Below are 18,074 nucleotides of genomic sequence, written 5' to 3' on the forward strand. Positions count from 1 at the left end.
CTCATAATCAGGTGGTCCTTGGTTCGAGCCCAAGTGGGACCACTTTTAAAACCTTGATAATCATAGAGATTGTCGAGGTTTTTTGTTAGAGCAAATCTATAGACTTTAACATTATTCACTAAAGTCTTGATTTTATTTATTTGATAATTTTTAATGTACTATAAGTCCACAAAGAACCATCCTAAAAGTTTTAAATAAACCCACCAGGTTTGAAGCTTAAGTGTATTAAACAACTGTAGAAAACAGAATTGATTATATCGGTGGTTCTTTAATGGGTTTAAAAACTAATAAGACTGAAATCTAAAGGTATTTTTGCAGGACTTTTGGGATGTGCAATTTCAGTATTTAAATTTTGAGAATCAAAATGATGAGCATATTGTAACATTAGTTGATGTTGATTGCTACAGATTTATAAGGGGTTTTAGGAAACAATAGCAGAAGAAATTATTGATTTGTATCATAATTTCATTTAGTAAATCGGATTTTAACTAATAGAAATTAACTGATTTGTTTTTGACACTTTCTCTATTCGCATGTTATTTCTTTTTTATACTAAAGCCACTTCGCTAATTGTTTTGAATTCTAAACACTTTTTTTAAATACCCACCGTTTATAAAGTCTAGTAGAATTATAAATTAATATTATATTTGTATTAAATATTTTACAAAAACGTAAGGTTTTTCCCTAATATCATTGAATTTTACGTGTTTTATCGATAATATTTACCGTTTAAAGATGTTTTTTGATAAAATTAATTTTGGTAATCCATTTTTTTATTTATTTTTACACCTTAATTAACAGCATGCATAACAAGAATATGTTGGTCTCAATCTTATTTTTTTTCGTAGGTTTTATATCTATGGCTCAAGGTAGTACACCTCCTCCTCCAATGCCACCTCCACCTCCAGGACTTCCGATCGATAGTGGTGTAATTGCTTTATTTATAATTGCGTTAATTTTTGGTGCTTATAAATCTTATAATTTTTCGAAGCACGCGGCTTAATGCCTTAAATCGTTTAGTCGTTTCACATATTTCCCTATCACATCAAATTCTAAATTAACAGAATCTTTAATTTTTAAATTTTTAAAAGTTGTATGATTATAAGTGTACGGAATTATTGCTACTGAAAAACTGTTGGGTAAAGAATTTACAACCGTTAAACTAACTCCATTCACTGTAATCGAGCCTTTTTCAATTGTAATATTATTAAGGTTTTTATCGTATTCAAAACGGAATACCCAACTCCCGTTTTCCTCGAAAATATTTATGCATTTTGCAGTTTGATCTACATGTCCCTGAACAATGTGTCCGTCTAAACGGTCACCAAGTTTCATAGCACGTTCTATATTAAGAGAATCATTTTCTTTGAGATTACCTAAGTTGGTCTTATCTAATGTTTCTTGTATTGCAGTTACGGTATAAGCATCACCATTTATACCAACAACAGTTAAACAAACACCATTATGGGCAACACTCTGATCTATTTTTAACTCATTGGTAAAAGAAGTTGAAACTGTAATCTGCAGATTACCTCCATCTTTTTCTAGCTTGTTTATTTTGCCTAAATCCTCAATAATACCTGTAAACATATACTGTGTTTTATTTGGTCAACCCAAGTTATGCTTCATTACAAAGGTATAATGTATAATTTGAGTTAAATTTGTAACAGCAAAGTTAAATAGATATGGTACACCAATAATCAATTTTAATAAAAAAAAATAGGATAGCGTATATATATATATGAGAAAAGACGAAAAGATAATTGTTGGAATTTCTGTTGGTGATCTTAATGGTATTGGGGCAGAAATCATTATCAAGACCTATGAAGATCCGAGATCATTAGAATTAAACACTCCTGTCATTTTTGCCTCTAGTAAAACCATGCAGTTTTTTAAAAATTATTTTGAAAGTAAAATCAGTTTTTTCAATATAGATACTCCAGAAAAACTTGTACACGGTAAGGTGAATGTTGTTAACGTATGGAGTGAGTCTGTTAAAATTGAATTCGGTCAAACAGACAAAAAAATTGGGGAATACGCGATTAAATCACTGGCAGCAGCAACAAAAGCATTAAAAGAAGGAGCCATCGACGTATTAGTAACAGCACCTATTAATAAGCACAATATCCAGTCCGATACGTTTAATTTCCCTGGGCATACAGACTATTTAGCCAAAGCCTTAAACGGAAAAAGCCTTATGTTTATGGTGTCTGAAAGCCTACGAGTTGGGCTTTTAACAGATCATGTGCCATTAAAAGACGCTAGTAACCATATTACTGAAAACCTTATAATAGAAAAGATAGCCACAGTAGTAAAATCCTTAAAACAAGACTTTGGTATTAGAAAACCTAAGGTTGCAGTTTTGGCTATAAATCCTCATGCAGGAGACAATGGTGTTATTGGTAATGAAGACGATACTGTTTTAAAGCCAACACTAGATAAAATAAAAGCAACTGGTCATTTAGTTTATGGACCTTATTCTGCAGATAGCTTTTTTGGTTCTAATACATACAAAAAATTTGATGCTATAATCGCCTCGTACCATGACCAAGGATTAATTCCTTTTAAAACAATTGCTTTCGGACAAGGCGTTAACTATACGGCTGGTTTAGAAAAAATTAGAACATCTCCAGATCATGGTACGGCTTACGAAATAGCAGGGAAAGGTGTTGCAGATGAAAGCTCAATGAAACAAGCTATCTATACAGCTATCCAGATTTTTAGAAATAGAGAAGACTATAATTACTATAGTAAAAATCCATTAAAAAAAGCCTCAAGATAGTTGTAAACAAAAATTGTTGATATCTAGGTGTTAGATAAGTAAAAATTTATATATTTGCAGGCTCAAAATGAGTGTGATAATGAAGGCATTAAAGGCTTATATAATTCCTTTTATAGGATTAAAGGTTGGGGAGCATCATTTTCATTATCAAATTGATAATAAGTTCTTTCAAGATTTTGAATATAATGAGTTTAGTGCAGTTAATATAAAAATTGATCTTAAGTTAGAAAAAAAAACCACCTTTTTAGAGTTATATTTTTCGGCTTCTGGAGTAATAAATGTTAATTGTGACATTACTAATGAACCTTATGACCAAGATATTAATGACAAATTCAAGTTAGTTATTAAGTTTGGTGATGAGTATAACGATGACAACGAAGACATATTAATTGTAACACATAGTGAATACGAAATTAATGTATCACAATATATATATGAACTTATTGTATTGGCGGTTCCAGTAAAACGAATTCATCCTGGTATTGAAGACGGTACATTGCAATCAGACATACTATCAAAATTAGAAGAATTAAGTCCTAGTGAGGACCATAAAACAAAGTCATCTGAGGATATTGATCCTCGTTGGAATAATTTAAAAAAACTATTAACGGATAAATAACATTTAAAATGGCACATCCAAAGCGTAAAATATCAAAAACAAGAAGAGATAAAAGAAGAACTCATTATAAAGCTTCAGTACCTCAAATAGCAACTTGCCCAACTACTGGTGAGCCACACTTATACCATAGAGCTCATTGGCACGATGGAAAATTATACTACAGAGGTCAAGTATTAATAGACAACTCTGTTGAAGAAGAAAATGTAGCATAAGTATTATGCATGCATATAAGAAAACGCTCACTTGTGAGCGTTTTTTTTGTTTTAATTTTCTGAATCGAGCAAAAACTACTTAATTTGCATAATTATTTGCCAAAAAACGATGAAAATTGAATAAAAAACGTTGGTTTTTACCAATTTTCTATACTTTTAATTAATCTAAAAGCTAATAATGAGTAAAATCACAGCGGCAATTACAGCTGTAGGAGGCTACGTCCCAGACTTTGTTTTATCAAACAAAGTATTAGAAACTATGGTTGACACAAACGACGAGTGGATTACCTCACGCACAGGAATTAAAGAACGTAGAATCCTTAAAGAACAGGGAAAAGGAACATCATTTTTAGCCATAAAAGCGGCAGAGAATTTAATTCAGAAAAAAGGATTAGATCCTAAAAAAATTGATCTAGTAATAGTTTGTACAGCAACACCAGACATGAAAGCTGCCTCTACTGCCGCATTTACAGCAACACAAATTGGCGCTATAAATGCATTTTCTTACGATTTAGAAGCAGCGTGTTCTAGTTTTCTTTTCGGAATGTCAACAGCAGCAGCTTACATAGAAGCTGGACGTTATAAGAAAATACTCTTAATAGGCGCGGATAAAAATTCTTCATTTATCAATTATAAAGATAGAGCAACATGTATCATTTTTGGTGATGGCGCTGGCGCTGTGTTGTTTGAGCCAAATGAAGATGGTCTGGGATTACAAGATGAATTATTAAGAAGTAATGGAGAAGGAAGAGAGTTTTTACAAGCAACCTATGGTGGTTCTTCATACCCAATAACGGAGGAAACTTTTAATGAAGGCAAGCATTACGTTTTTCAAGATGGCAAAACAGTCTTTAAGAATGCTGTTTTTAATATGGCTGATGTTTCTGAAAGAATAATGAAAAGAAATAACCTCTCAAATGACGATATTTCTTGGTTAGCGGCTCATCAGGCAAATAAGCGTATTATTGATGCAACTGCCAATAGGATTAACTTAGAAGAAGAAAAAGTAATGATGAATATTCAAAAGTATGGTAACACTACATCTGCCACGTTACCATTACTATTATTTGATTATGAATCACAACTTGAAAAAGGTGATAAAATAATATTTGCCGCCTTTGGTGGTGGATTTACTTGGGGCTCAATTTATTTTAAATGGGCTTATAATTCCTAACAAAACTAACTAACAAAAACTAACTACTATGGATTTAAAAGAAATTCAGAACTTAATAAAATTTGTAGCCAAGTCTGGCGCAAGTGAAGTTAAGTTAGAAATGGATGACATTAAAATCACCATTAAAACAGGTTCAGAAAGCGACACTACTATAGTGCAGCAAATACCCATGCAAGCTGCGCCCATGGTACAACAACAAATGCCCATGCAAGCTACACCAGTAGTAGAAGCACCAATACCATTAGCGGCAAATGAAGACTCAAAATATATTACTATTAAGTCGCCAATCATTGGAACGTTTTACCGCAAGCCATCACCAGACAAACCAGTTTTTGTCGAGGTTGGTACGGAAATAAAAGAAGGCGATGTACTATGTGTAATAGAGGCCATGAAATTATTCAACGAAATTGAGTCCGAAGTTTCAGGTAAAATAGTAAAAGTACTTGTAGATGATTCGTCACCAGTAGAGTTTGATCAACCATTATTTTTGGTAGATCCATCATAACCCAATTTAAAATTCCAAAGTATAATTCCAAAGTAACTGGAATTTGGAATTTGAAATTTTAAATACCTAAAAGTTATGTTTAAAAAAATACTAATTGCCAATAGAGGTGAAATAGCACTACGTGTTATTAGAACCTGTAAAGAGATGGGTGTTAAAACTGTTGCAGTTTACTCGACTGCAGATGCAGATAGTCTTCATGTTAAGTTTGCAGATGAAGCAGTTTGTATTGGTCCACCACCAAGTAACCAATCTTATTTAAAAATATCTAATATCATTGCCGCTGCAGAGATTACAAATGCAGATGCTATTCATCCTGGTTACGGATTTTTGTCTGAAAACGCAAAATTCTCTAAAATATGTGAAGAACATGGCATTAAATTCATTGGCGCATCTGAAGAGATGATAGACCGAATGGGTGATAAAGCCAATGCGAAAGCGACGATGAAAGCTGCAGGTGTGCCTTGTGTACCTGGTAGTGAAGGTGTAATAGAAACCTTTGAGGAGTGCAAGAAACTTGCTAAAGAATCTGGTTACCCTGTAATGCTAAAAGCTTCAGCAGGTGGTGGCGGAAAAGGGATGAGAGCCGTTTGGAAACCAGAAGATCTTCAAAATGCTTGGGAATCTGCTCGTGCAGAATCTAAAGCAGCATTTGGAAATGATGATATGTATATGGAGAAGCTTATAGAAGAGCCTCGTCATATCGAAATACAGATTGTTGGTGATTCAAATGGAAAAGCTTGTCATTTATCAGAAAGAGATTGTTCGATACAACGTCGTCATCAAAAATTAACGGAAGAAGTGCCTTCCCCATTTATGACTGATAAGTTGAGAAATAAAATGGGTAAAGCTGCTGTTAAAGCTGCGGAATACATTAAATATGAAGGAGCTGGCACTGTAGAATTCTTAGTTGATAAGCATAGAAACTTCTACTTTATGGAAATGAATACACGTATTCAGGTAGAACACCCAATTACAGAGCAAGTTATAGATTTTGACTTAATACGTGAGCAAATCTTAGTCGCTGCAGGAGTGCCAATTTCTGGTAAAAATTATTTACCACAATTACACTCTATTGAATGTAGAATCAATGCAGAAGATCCATTTAATGACTTTAGACCTTCACCAGGTAAAATAACAACATTACATGCTCCGGGTGGGCATGGTGTTCGCTTAGACACTCATGTTTATGCTGGTTATAGCATACCACCTAATTATGATTCTATGATAGCGAAGTTAATTACTACAGCCCAGACTAGAGAAGAAGCTATAAATAAAATGAAACGCGCCTTAGATGAGTTTGTTATCGAAGGGATAAAAACCACAATTCCGTTTCATAGACAGTTAATGGAACATCCAGATTATTTGGCAGGTAACTATACCACTAAATTTATGGAAGACTTTGTGATTAAAGAAGAAGAAATTGAAGATTAAACTAAAAGCTCCTAAATCTAGGGGCTTTTTTATGCTATGAATTTATCCTATTGGGAAATAAAAAGTTGGTTAACTAACGTAGATTATACTATTGTTGGTAGCGGTATTGTTGGCCTTAACTGTGCACTACAGCTAAAAGCCCATTTTCCTAAATCAAATATACTCATATTAGAAAAAGGAATGTTGCCACAGGGTGCAAGCACTAAAAATGCCGGTTTTGCTTGTTTTGGTAGCCTGAGTGAAATTATTGATGACCTTAAATACCATTCTGAAGATGAGGTCTTGGAGCTCATCAAAAAACGTATTAATGGGTTACAACTACTTCGTAAAACTCTAGGTGATAAGACTATTGGTTATCAAAATTTAGGTGGTTATGAGTTGTTCATAAAATCTAATGAAGCACTTTACGAGACTTGTCTTAAAAAACAGAGCGAGATTAATACGCTTTTACAACCAATTTTTGGAGATGATGTGTTTTCATTAAAGGAAAACAGCTTTAAGTTTAACAAAATATCATCTAAGTATAGTTTTAATCAATTTGAAGGTCAGCTTGATACTGGTAAAATGATGGCGTCATTGTTAAGTAAAGTGCAACAAGAAGATATTAAAATATTAAACAACTGTAGTGTTGAAGAATTTGTAGAAGATAATAATGGTGTGAAAATTAAAACTAATAGTTTCGAGCTTTCGACCAAAAACCTTCTTATCGCAACTAATGGTTTTGCGTCGAAAATTATTGAGCAACCTGTTAAACCAGCAAGAGCACAAGTTTTAATAACAAAGCCAATTAAGGGTTTACATGTTAAAGGTACATTTCATTTAGATAGAGGTTATTACTATTTCAGAAATATTGATAACCGGATTCTATTAGGAGGCGGACGTAATCTCGATTATAAAACCGAAGAGACATCTGAGTTTGGTGAAACAGAAATCATTCAAAACAAGCTAAAAGATTTATTAAGAACCACTATTTTACCAAATACTGATTTTGAAATTGATCGTCGTTGGTCTGGCATTATGGGAGTGGGTAAACAGAAGAGCACTATAGTAAGGCAACTTAGTAATTACGTGTATTGCGGAGTCCGATTGGGTGGAATGGGTGTTGCAATAGGTAGTTTGGTGGGAAAAGAATTAGCAGATTTAGTTGAATGAATACAAAACAGCAACTTTACTTAGCGTGTCAGAACTTCTTAAACAAGCGCTTTGGAGTTATTCAAAACACCATTTCCGATATTCAGAATTCATTACAATCCGAAACTAAAAGTAGTGCAGGTGACAAGCACGAAACAGGTAGAGCTATGCTGCAATTAGAACGTGAAAAAGCAGGCCATCAATTGTCTGAAATTCAAAAATTAAACGAGACACTTCATAAAATCAATGCTGAAAATAAGCATCAAATTGTAGCATTAGGTAGCGTTGTCTATTCTACACAATCTAATTATTTTATTGCAATTAGCGCTGGTGAAATAACAATTAAAGACTCTAAATTTTATGCCATTTCGCCAATAACTCCAATAGCAAAACTTCTATTATCAAAATATGTTGGTGATACTATTCAGTTTAGAGAAAGTACCTTTATCATCACAAAAATTGAGTAAAAGAAACAACTTAAAAACTTTATATATAAATCGATGAGAAGGTTTGAGAATCTTATAACTTAAGTTCAATGAAATAAAAGTAAATTTTTAGTATAGAAAAATCATTTTCATTAGCTCATTAAAGTATTGAAATTCAATATTTAAAAAACCGCTTGATTTTATTTTATCAAGCGGCTTTCATTTTCTATTGTTATTTCTGCCTTTCTACTTCGATTAAGATAGGTTTTGGTAAGAATTTATTTTTTGATAAACTTTCGCTTTATGCTTTTTCCATCAGATTCTAATCTTAAAAAGTAAATTCCGCTTTCTAAACTTGAAACATCTAAGGCATTCGATTTTAATTTTATATTAAGAATCCGTTTTCCATTAATATCAAAGACTGTAGCAATTTTATTAGTAATATTAGCCGTAGTTTCGATATTTAGTTCTTTATCAACAGGATTTGGGTAAATAACAACATCCGCTAATGCTTCGTCCGTAATGCTTAAAGCAGAACCTTCTTCAATATTATGTGTTGTATTAATTGTTGGGTTAGCAATATAATCTATAGTACCAGAAGGCCAATATATAGTGATATTATCAATTGTAGTTGCTGTACCAATACCAAAATGTGTAGTCAAAGAACTCATAAATTCAAAGCCTTCGCCACTTCTTACATCTCTAATTTGAGTCCCTGCGCTTGTTGTAATCTCCACTCTTGCACCAATACCATTTATATTACTCATGTTTGGTGTTACATGATCCATACCTATGGTATTAATTTTAATCCAGTTATTGCTATTGCCTTGATTATAATAAATAGTACCGTCGAAATAGGCATCAATAAAACCATCATTGTTTAAATCACCAAAAGCTCCATTTTTATAATTGATTTGGTTAGGATCTGCATCTTCAAAAGTCATATCTCCTTTACCATACATTATTGCTCCACTACTAACAATGTCTAAGTAACCATCATTATCTATATCGAATGCCGAGCTTTCCCAGCCTGTTGGTGCAGATATACCAGCACCAGCTGTAACATCTGTAAATGTATAATTAGCAGCCTCACCATTATTCACCATTAACTTATGACTACCAGAACTTGCTCCAACAAAAACATCCATATTTCCATCATTATTAAAGTCTCCCCATGCAGAAGACCATGTTTGCATAGGATCTGCTAAACCGATACTTGCTGCGTTTTCCGAGTATGTATTGTCTCCATTATTGGTTACCATCATATTAGTCCTTCGTTCTTCAATACCTCCACATTTTGCAATAAATAGATCCATATTTCTATCGTTATTATAATCTATCCAAATAGATCCATAATCACCACCTCCAGGATAATTACCTAAAGAATATGGTGCGCCTGGTGTTGTGTCTGATTGATAGAAGGTAAAATTTCCCGTTCCGTTGCTATCATTTAGAAAGTAAACATTTGGTTCAACATCATGACAAACAAAAGCATCGAGTTTGCCGTCATTATTAATATCAACAAAATTAGAACGTTGAGAAAATGTATATTGATCACCTCCAGTAGTGGACTGTTCTGTAAAACCGGTTCCATCACTATTAGCTTTCATAAATGTAACACCACTTCCTCCACCATATAATAAATCGGTTTTTCCATTAGCATCAAAATCTGCAGCAGCAATACTCCAAGACGGAGTAAAGTCTGCAGTAGGAGTAGCTATATTAATATTAGTGAATGTACCGTCTGCATTTTGTTGTTGTATATTAACATTGTTAGCAGTTACACCAACGATATCATCTAGAAAGTCACCATTCATATCTACAACTGCAGATGGATTAAAGGGCTCGTTTCCATTTAAAGTAATTGGGCTAGTTGAAAAATTAATTCTAGAGCTAAGAAGTGTATTAAAGGTTATTGGACCTACCCAATTACTATAATCTCCACCACCACAGTTACCGCGAACATAAACTTCATAGGAGGTGTTTTCATTTAAACCAGTTGCATTGTAAGGAGAATTTGTAGTAGTAGCTGTTCCATTTGTACTTGGAGTGCCTAATGCTGGATCTTGAATTACTATTTCCCAGGCTAATTCTGTTGATCCAGGCGACCAAGATAATTCTGCAGAATTAATTGATAATTGTGCAACACTTAGATTTGTAATATCAGGACATGCTGGAGGAACAGATGATGTAATTGTAGGAGATGTAAAACAGAATCCATAGCCATAAGAATTATTATCTTGGTAATAGATGCGATACTTAAAATTTGATAATTGATTAGCAGTAAACCCCGAAATATTTAAAACAGCACTTTCAAAATCAGCGTATTCTGCTGAACAGTAATCACTTGTTGTGGCATTTGGTGTGCTAGTATCTAGAGGACTTCCAAAATTCACCCAATTAGAAGCGTCAGCATCCCAATATTGTAAAGTTAAAGTTTCATTTTGCCATACTCTTAAAACATAAGTTGCAGTTACATTAATATAAGATTCATTAGCATTATATGCAGGTGTTAAATCTATGACTGTTGATTCTGCTGCAATATCATTTAAAGATGTATTACCTGCATTATCATCATCGAACGCAAAGAGCGACGAACTTGTTGGGTTTTGTAAAAATACATTTGCATCATCATCTATATAAGTGCCCGAAAGTGTCCAATTACTGTTTGGCCAGCTTGCAGACTCATTTAAGACTTGAGCGTAGCTAAAATAACTGGTGATTAATAGTAAACATAAAGTAATTTTTTTCATAATAAATAGTGTTTAATCGCAATTTGTTAGTGAGGTTATCCATTCTTGTACTAATCTAACACCCTCTTCGTGTTTGAGTGTTCTACCAAATAAAGGCATTCTGAGCGACTCATCAGTAGTATTTATTCTATAATAAAGAATTGAAAGGTCTAAATTATTGGGTGTTACAATATACGAATTCGGAATGAATTGTGTTTCGGGTTCAACACAGACACCAAGATTTTCAGAGTCTGCATTGACTTGATATGCAAATCGCATAGGTCTGTAATCACAATAACTATCATCTGAATGACAATGTGCACAGTTAATATCTACATAAGAGCGCACTCTAGATTCTAAAGATTGGGACGTATCATCCCAAGCTACAGTAGTGTCAATATTGTTTGGTAGAGCATTTTCTAAATAACCAAATTCAATTAATTTAGATAATTGATTCATTGTTCCGTCAGCAAATTCATAATTCCTATTTAAATTTTGAGGCTTAGGACCTATAGGAATTGGTATGCTAGCAGTATTATGACAAACAAAACATTCTGCTCTCGACGGAATACGATAATTAACGGTTTTAGTAATATTATTCTCTACCCAACTTAAATCTATGTAACTCCCATCATTTTGGAAATATGCTTCGGTTTGTTCGTCGTTCCAAACGTATTTCGCAAATTCCCAACCTTCCGTTTTCTTATACATTATTCTGGTTTCAATGATTTTTGTTGTGCTGTTTGGTAACACGTTATCGTAATAGAAATTTTTTATTAGCGCTGTACCAGTAGGAAAATCTAAAGTAGAATAGTCATCTATATAATTTGCTTTAACTCCATTTGGCATCCAAATAAAGCGTTTTTTGTGAGCGTAATCTGTAAAAAGTGGAGAGATTAAATCATAAGGAATAACACCAAAAGATGGATTAAGATTTTTTAAATCACCTTCAAAAAAATTGTATTCTGAAAGGTTTTGAAAAGGAGTGTCTCCTGTGAAAAAAGTAACTATAGAAGATGATGTAATTGTAATTGAGACATTTTCTGTTTTGCAGTTTTCTGAATTGTCACAAATAGTATATTGAAATGAATCTTCACCAGTTTCATTAGGATTTGTGACATAAATTATAGTATCGTCACTTGGGTTATTTGGAGTATTGTTTGGGTCAATTATTGTTGCATTACCTCTTGTAGGATTACTTATAGTTAATTGCCCATTTGAAGGAATATTAGAATCATTTGAGAAAATAAAAATTTCGATTTCCGAATTTTGTATAAGAGTAACGGAATCTGGAGCTGTTTCTATATTTAAGGATGTTAAAGAATCATCTGTACCACAAGAGAGCAGAAGTAAAATAGTAAGTAAAAATAAAGCGTAGGTTTTTTTCATGCACAATTAAATAATTCAACATTAATAGAACAGTTAACTACTTAAAAACCCTATCATTAAATTGAAAAATTAGAGATAAATCTACGTTATTTTTATTAAACCGTTAGTTTTTAACCGAAAAACTACTTATATATTAGATTAAGTAGTCTAATCACTCTACTTAAATACGTTATATTTTAATAGAAAGAAACGGCTTAAAACATTAAATCTAATGTATTTGTTAAAACCAAAATAGAGATAAATTAAACACATAGGAGTAAAAAAGGCTATAAACTTGTTTTTTTTATACAACATTGGCTTTAATTTCACTAAATATCTAAAGTACTTTTCTGGTGTCATTAAAAATTTCAACACTTCCCTAATCGGGCTTTTAAATTTTGGTGGTTCGTAAGAAATTCCTACTTGGTTATCACCCACATTTTGGTAGAACCCATGACTTAAAGTATCTAAAAATTTTAGTTTTTTAGTGCTTTGAAACAAACCTACTTTTAAAGCCATTTTAGTCATAGTGTTTTGCATCATTTTTTCTGAGTAACATAATGGCTCTAGGTTTTCTAGAAGCTTTTTATGTAAGCAAAACATGTCTTCTTGGTGTGCTTTAATATGATTGTCGTACAACCATTTTTCTTCAGGCTTATGATATTCTAAAGTATAATCTTTGGTTTCTAAACTATAACCTAAAGCACTACCATGATCTGCTGCAGAGAATTGCTCATAAAGTTGCATGTTAGCCATTAATATATATTCATTATAATCTGTGTATGGCATTAATGAATAATTGAGTCCGTAACGTTTGGTTTTAGGCTGAATATCATAGATCTCACCAAGACCAAGATAATAGCCAGTCACAGAGATTTTATGATTATAAAATTTATATATAGCCTCTTGCATTGTTCCTCCCCAACCAATATCTACAAGGTTAATTCCATTTTTTTCAATGCCCGAGTTAAAAGAATTAATGTAGGTTTTAAAGGCTTTGTGACTTAATTCCCTATGCGTATCATAATAATTTTTGAAGGTTTTGTTTTGCTTTAAGTTTTCAAAGACGGAAGAGCTAAAGAAACCTTCAATATTAGTTTCACCTTCAACATTAAGCTCTGATATAATTTGAGTTCTCAAATCACTGGGACAATTGACAGCTAATAAAAAATCATCTGTAGAGATGTCACTATACTTTTTTTGTAAATATCCAAAATCTTCAACATCAATATCTTGTAATGCAATTTGAAGCGATGCTTGTCTCGATACTTTTAAATAGTGCGTATTTATTTTTCGACTTTCATCTATTTGAGTAAAGTTTTGATAGGAGTCGAACAGTTTTTTAAGAAATTGTCCTTCGCGAGATAAGAAGAACAAATCCTTGAGGTTCTTTCTTCTTGCGGTTTCGTACATACGCTCAACAAACGTATGATAAAACACAATGTATTCTGTATAAGGAATAGAAGAACTTTTATTGCAGGTTTTATAAACGTCATTAATGATACTTTTTAAAGCCTTTTTATCATTCCCAAAATTATTGCGCCTGTTCTTTTTTAGATATTTTTTGTGAGGAAGTAGATAGGCATTAAGCCCATTTTTTTTGGCGTTGGCATAATCACTTCTTAGATTATCACCAATCATCATCACTTCTTTGGGATTAAGAGATAATTCTGAAAGAATTGGTTCGTAGATTGAGCTTGTGTGCTTACTTTTTTCTAGTGCAGCCGAACTGTAAATACCTTCAAACAAATCTAAAATGCCATGATGCGTCAGTAACTTTTCGAACAGTGTTTTTGATCCATAAAAATCTGAAACCAAATAAACCTTTCCTCCATTAGATTTAAAATATTTTAGGGTATCTAACACATCCTGATTGAGGTATTGAACATCTGATTCTGCTCTTACATCAGCATCTTCAAAAAGAGAAATAAATTCATTCTTACCTTTAATCAAAACGACATCTGCATTAATAAGACGTTTGCATATTTCTTCTTTTAATGTATCATATGGAATTTCGACATCTTCCCTGCCCAAGGTTTTAATAAGATACTTAACCGATTCTTGCCTTATAAAATAGAGTTCATCGATAGAGATAGGTAAACCCAATTCTCTTATCATAAGTTTAGCCCAAATTCTTTGTGTATAGTTTGGGTGCACACGTCTATGGACTATAGTATCGTAATAGTCTGTAAAAAGAAATTTTATATTCTTTTCTTTAAGCTCTTTTTGTAATTGGTTAAGTGACAAATAGTTTAGATTGGTTAATAGCTAAATAATAGTTTATCCTTTTACTTTTTCTTTCGTTTTACTCGGTAATACATCAAATCCCATGTTATAAAGTGTAAAACCAAAAATATCTGCATACTGCTCAATCGTTTTACTCACAGGAGTACCAGCTCCATGACCAGCATCGGTTTCAATTCTTATTAAGGTTGGGTTATTGCCTTTTTGTTTACTCTGTAATTCAGCGGCAAACTTAAAACTATGTGCAGGTACAACTCTATCATCATGGTCTCCTGTAGTTACCATTGTGGCAGGATATTCCACACCTTCTTTTACGTTATGTAAAGGTGAATACCCTTTTAAGTATTCGAACATTTCTTTGTTATCTTCTGAGGTTCCGTAATCGTAAGCCCAACCAGCACCAGAAGTAAAGGTGTGATAACGTAACATGTCTAAAACACCAACAGCAGGCAAAGCAACTTTTGCTAAGTCTGGACGTTGTGTCATTGTGGCACCAACTAATAATCCACCATTAGAACCACCTCTTATTGCTAAGTAATCTGATGAGGTATAATTATTATCTATAAGATATTCTCCCGCGGTGATAAAGTCATCAAAAACATTTTGTTTTTTAAGTTGTGTGCCTGCATTGTGCCAAGATTTTCCATATTCTCCTCCACCTCTAAGGTTGGCTACAGCATAAACACCTCCTTGTTCCATCCAAACTGCATTGGGAATACTAAAATTTGGTGTTATAGAAATATTAAAACCACCATAACCATATAGAATAGTGGGATTTTTACCATTAAGTTTCAAGCCTTTTTTATGTGTAATAATCATAGGTACTTTAGTGCCATCTTTAGAGGCATAAAATACTTGCTTACTTTCATAGTCTTCTGGATTAAAATCGATACTTGGTTTTCTAAATAATTCTGAAATTCCGTTTTTTATATCATATTTGTAGATACTGCCAGGAGTTACATAATTAGTGAACGAATAGTATAATTCTTTATCTTCCTTCTTTGCTCCCGAACCCCTTATGGATCCTACACCTGGCAATTTAACTTCTCTCACTAATTTGCCATCATAATCATACTGTAATACTTTTGAAACAGCATCTACCATATAATTGGCAAAAAAGTAACCTCCGCCAGTTACAGTACTCAATACGTTTTCGGTTTCAGGAATAAAATCAACCCAATTCTCTGGAATTGGATTTGAAGCATCAACCGTAACAATTCTTTGGTTTGGCGCTCCAAGATTTGTCATTATGTAAAGCTTAGAACCTAGATTTTCAATAATGTTAGAATCTGAATCTGTATGCCCTAAAATTTCAATTAATTGAGCATTAGGAACGGTTAAATCCTTAATGTATAATTTGTTGCCAGAAGTTGATACTCTAGGCGTAATAATTAAATAACGATCATCTTCCGTAACTCCACCATAAATATAACGGTGTTTTTCTTCCGTAACTCCACCATATATTAATTGATCCTCAGATTGTTTAGTTCCTAATTTGTGATAATACACTTTATGTTGATCTGTTTTAGCAGACAGTTTGCTTCCTTTTGGTTTATCGTAGCTAGAATAGTAAAACCCTTCATTTTTGTACCAAGACATACTAGTAAATTTAATATCAACTAAGGTATCCTCTACGACTTCTTTTGTTTCTGCATTCATAACAAGAATCTTTCGCCAATCACTTCCTCCTTCAGAAATAGAATAGGCTAATATCTTACCATTTTTAGAGAAACTTATGCCTCCTAAAGAAATAGTACCTTCTTCGTTAAATGTATTTGGATCTAAGAAAACTTCAGCTGTTTTTGGATCATCACCAGTTTTGTATTTGTAAATTACGTATTGGTTTTGTAAGCCATCATTTTTATAAAAGTAGGTATAATCACCTTCTTTAAATGGTGGTCCAATTTTTTCATAATTCCAGAGTTTAGTAAGTCGTTCTTTTAATTCTTCTCTGTACGGAATATTGTCTAAATATCCGTAAGTAGCTTCGTTTTGAGATTTAACCCAAGCTTCGGTTTCTTTGCTCCGATCATCTTCTAGCCATTGGTAAGGGTCAGCAACAGATTCACCAAAATAGGTGTTTACAGTATCAACTTTTTTAGTTTCAGGATAATTTACAGCTATAGCTTTCACGGGTTCAGTTTCATTTTTACAAGAAACAAAAATACTTAGTAAAGTGGCAATGAGAATTATTTTTTTCATATTTAGGATCTTTGATATAAGATGTTGTTAAAATCAAAAATAAGAATTTGCTAAAATTGACTTAAACCGAAATTTTTTAAAACTTAAAGTAATTAGGAGCAGCAATATAACTAGAAACGCAACTAAAAAATTAATTAATTAGCTGAAATACAAAAATTTACTGCTATTCTGAAGGCTTTTAAAAGCTAAAAAAGGTTTACACTAATGCGCTATTGACTAAGTATTCTGCTATTTGTACTGTATTAGTTGCAGCACCTTTTCTAAGATTATCACTAACGACCCAAAGATTTAGAGTGTTAGGTTGAGACTCATCACGTCTTATACGACCTACAAAAACATCATCTTTGCCATTGGCATACATTGGCATTGGGTAAACATTAACATCTAGATTATCTTGTACTGTTACTCCATCAGTTTCATTGAGTAGTTGCCTCACTTCCTTTAAGTTAAAATCATTTTCAAACTCAACATTAATGGCTTCACTATGTCCACCAGCAGTAGGGATTCTAACAGCTGTTGCAGTAATGGCAATTGTTTTGTCGTCAAGGATTTTTTGAGTTTCCCTTACCAATTTCATCTCTTCTTTGGTATAACCATTTTCTTCAAAAATATCGCAATGCGGAATTGCATTTTTGTGAATTGGATAAGGGTAAGCCATTTCTCCTTTTTTACCCGCAATTTCATTTTCCATCTGCTCAATAGCTTTAACACCTGTGCCAGATACAGATTGGTATGTGGAAACTACAATACGCTTTATTTTGTATTGTTTATGAAGTGGAGCTAATGCCATTACCATTTGTATGGTAGAACAGTTGGGATTGGCTATAATTTTATCGTCTTTAGAGAGTTGATTGGCATTAATTTCTGGAACCACTAATTTTTTAGATAAATCCATTCTCCAAGCTGAAGAGTTATCAATTACAATAGTACCAGCTTCTGCAAATTTTGGGGCCCATTCTAAAGAAGTGCCACCACCTGCAGAAAACAAAGCAATATCTGGGCGTTTTTCTATAGCAGTAGGCATACTAATAACCTCAATATCTTCTCCTTTAAACTTAATTTTCTTACCAACAGAACGCTCTGAAGCTACTAATAATAATTCATTAACCGGAAAATTACGCTCTTCTAATACTTTAAGCATTACATTTCCTACTAAACCGGTTGCGCCTACAATTACTACTTTCATGACAACATATTTTGTTTAACAAAATTATAGTATTTCCTCAAGTAAATAAGGTTATTTAGTCAT

Annotated in this window: 15 protein-coding genes; 9 read left to right on the top strand and 6 right to left on the bottom strand. The window is 32.9% G+C overall.

Translation table 11 applies throughout. From position 1 onward, the window contains the following. Positions 1–802 precede the first annotated feature (802 nt). Positions 803–1,003, top strand: a complete 201-nt coding sequence (locus AAC053_RS03910) for a hypothetical protein (RefSeq protein ID WP_339753033.1) — start codon at positions 803–805, stop codon at positions 1,001–1,003. Here AAC053_RS03910 and AAC053_RS03915 read toward each other — a convergent pair. Next, positions 1,000–1,590: a riboflavin synthase gene (locus AAC053_RS03915; RefSeq protein ID WP_339753036.1), complete on the bottom strand. Its 591-nt coding sequence runs from the start codon at positions 1,588–1,590 to the stop codon at positions 1,000–1,002. The genes AAC053_RS03910 and AAC053_RS03915 overlap by 4 nt on opposite strands. 151 nt (positions 1,591–1,741) lie before the next feature. Between AAC053_RS03915 and pdxA the strand changes: the two genes are divergently transcribed. The 8 genes from pdxA to AAC053_RS03955 all read left to right on the top strand — a co-directional run bounded on the left by pdxA (position 1,742) and on the right by AAC053_RS03955 (position 8,321). Then, entirely contained in the window at positions 1,742–2,782 is a 1,041-nt protein-coding gene (pdxA, locus tag AAC053_RS03920; protein WP_339753037.1) for a 4-hydroxythreonine-4-phosphate dehydrogenase PdxA, read from the top strand. Positions 2,783–2,861: 79 nt separating this feature from the next. After that, the gene (locus AAC053_RS03925) at positions 2,862–3,401 is read left to right on the top strand and encodes a DUF177 domain-containing protein (RefSeq protein WP_339753040.1); all 540 of its coding nucleotides are present in this window, start codon (positions 2,862–2,864) and stop codon (positions 3,399–3,401) included. A gap of 8 nt (positions 3,402–3,409) precedes the next feature. Beyond that, entirely contained in the window at positions 3,410–3,613 is a 204-nt protein-coding gene (gene rpmF, locus AAC053_RS03930; RefSeq protein ID WP_114308164.1) for a 50S ribosomal protein L32, read from the top strand. Positions 3,614–3,791: 178 nt separating this feature from the next. Then, positions 3,792–4,787, top strand: a complete 996-nt coding sequence (locus AAC053_RS03935; RefSeq protein ID WP_339753046.1) for a beta-ketoacyl-ACP synthase III — start codon at positions 3,792–3,794, stop codon at positions 4,785–4,787. Positions 4,788–4,815: 28 nt separating this feature from the next. Continuing rightward, positions 4,816–5,292 (top strand): acetyl-CoA carboxylase biotin carboxyl carrier protein, encoded by a 477-nt coding sequence (accB, locus tag AAC053_RS03940; RefSeq protein ID WP_339753048.1) that lies wholly within the window; start codon positions 4,816–4,818, stop codon positions 5,290–5,292. A gap of 75 nt (positions 5,293–5,367) precedes the next feature. Further along, a complete protein-coding gene (gene accC, locus AAC053_RS03945; protein WP_339753049.1) occupies positions 5,368–6,723 on the top strand; it encodes an acetyl-CoA carboxylase biotin carboxylase subunit in 1,356 nt (451 codons plus the stop codon). A 36-nt stretch (positions 6,724–6,759) separates the two neighbouring features. Then, positions 6,760–7,875 (top strand): FAD-dependent oxidoreductase, encoded by a 1,116-nt coding sequence (locus AAC053_RS03950; RefSeq protein ID WP_339753051.1) that lies wholly within the window; start codon positions 6,760–6,762, stop codon positions 7,873–7,875. After that, complete coding sequence (locus AAC053_RS03955; protein ID WP_339753053.1) at positions 7,872–8,321, top strand: 3-oxoacyl-ACP synthase; 450 nt, start codon at positions 7,872–7,874, stop codon at positions 8,319–8,321. Before AAC053_RS03950 ends, AAC053_RS03955 begins: the two co-directional genes overlap by 4 nt. A 236-nt stretch (positions 8,322–8,557) precedes the next feature. On the opposite strand, the gene AAC053_RS03960 is transcribed toward AAC053_RS03955, so the two are convergent. From AAC053_RS03960 to AAC053_RS03980, 5 genes are all read right to left on the bottom strand, one after another. Further along, positions 8,558–11,032, bottom strand: coding sequence for an FG-GAP-like repeat-containing protein (locus tag AAC053_RS03960; RefSeq protein ID WP_339753055.1), 2,475 nt, complete (start codon positions 11,030–11,032; stop codon positions 8,558–8,560). Positions 11,033–11,044: 12 nt separating this feature from the next. Further along, the gene (locus tag AAC053_RS03965; RefSeq protein WP_339753057.1) at positions 11,045–12,400 is read right to left on the bottom strand and encodes a hypothetical protein; all 1,356 of its coding nucleotides are present in this window, start codon (positions 12,398–12,400) and stop codon (positions 11,045–11,047) included. Positions 12,401–12,556: 156 nt separating this feature from the next. After that, positions 12,557–14,626 carry an HAD family hydrolase gene (locus AAC053_RS03970; protein WP_339753060.1) on the bottom strand — a complete coding sequence of 690 codons (2,070 nt, stop codon included), beginning with the start codon at positions 14,624–14,626 and terminating at the stop codon, positions 12,557–12,559. A 33-nt stretch (positions 14,627–14,659) separates the two neighbouring features. Then, positions 14,660–16,825, bottom strand: a complete 2,166-nt coding sequence (locus AAC053_RS03975) for a prolyl oligopeptidase family serine peptidase (protein ID WP_339753063.1) — start codon at positions 16,823–16,825, stop codon at positions 14,660–14,662. 196 nt (positions 16,826–17,021) lie between these two features. Continuing rightward, the gene (locus AAC053_RS03980) at positions 17,022–18,011 is read right to left on the bottom strand and encodes an aspartate-semialdehyde dehydrogenase (RefSeq protein ID WP_339753064.1); all 990 of its coding nucleotides are present in this window, start codon (positions 18,009–18,011) and stop codon (positions 17,022–17,024) included. Between the last annotated feature and the right edge of the window lie 63 nt (positions 18,012–18,074).

This window comes from uncultured Winogradskyella sp. (genome assembly GCF_963975125.1).
Taxonomy (GTDB): domain Bacteria; phylum Bacteroidota; class Bacteroidia; order Flavobacteriales; family Flavobacteriaceae; genus Winogradskyella.

Bases quoted from the DNA above. Each gene is read 5' to 3' on its own strand.
- AAC053_RS03910 (WP_339753033.1), top strand. From the start codon at position 803: ATGCATAACAAGAATATGTTGGTCTCAATCTTATTTTTTTTCGTAGGT.
- AAC053_RS03915 (WP_339753036.1), bottom strand. From the start codon at position 1,590: ATGTTTACAGGTATTATTGAGGATTTAGGCAAAATAAACAAGCTAGAA.
- pdxA (WP_339753037.1), top strand. From the start codon at position 1,742: ATGAGAAAAGACGAAAAGATAATTGTTGGAATTTCTGTTGGTGATCTT.
- AAC053_RS03925 (WP_339753040.1), top strand. From the start codon at position 2,862: ATGAAGGCATTAAAGGCTTATATAATTCCTTTTATAGGATTAAAGGTT.
- rpmF (WP_114308164.1), top strand. From the start codon at position 3,410: ATGGCACATCCAAAGCGTAAAATATCAAAAACAAGAAGAGATAAAAGA.
- AAC053_RS03935 (WP_339753046.1), top strand. From the start codon at position 3,792: ATGAGTAAAATCACAGCGGCAATTACAGCTGTAGGAGGCTACGTCCCA.
- accB (WP_339753048.1), top strand. From the start codon at position 4,816: ATGGATTTAAAAGAAATTCAGAACTTAATAAAATTTGTAGCCAAGTCT.
- accC (WP_339753049.1), top strand. From the start codon at position 5,368: ATGTTTAAAAAAATACTAATTGCCAATAGAGGTGAAATAGCACTACGT.
- AAC053_RS03950 (WP_339753051.1), top strand. From the start codon at position 6,760: ATGAATTTATCCTATTGGGAAATAAAAAGTTGGTTAACTAACGTAGAT.
- AAC053_RS03955 (WP_339753053.1), top strand. From the start codon at position 7,872: ATGAATACAAAACAGCAACTTTACTTAGCGTGTCAGAACTTCTTAAAC.
- AAC053_RS03960 (WP_339753055.1), bottom strand. From the start codon at position 11,032: ATGAAAAAAATTACTTTATGTTTACTATTAATCACCAGTTATTTTAGC.
- AAC053_RS03965 (WP_339753057.1), bottom strand. From the start codon at position 12,400: ATGAAAAAAACCTACGCTTTATTTTTACTTACTATTTTACTTCTGCTC.
- AAC053_RS03975 (WP_339753063.1), bottom strand. From the start codon at position 16,825: ATGAAAAAAATAATTCTCATTGCCACTTTACTAAGTATTTTTGTTTCT.
- AAC053_RS03980 (WP_339753064.1), bottom strand. From the start codon at position 18,011: ATGAAAGTAGTAATTGTAGGCGCAACCGGTTTAGTAGGAAATGTAATG.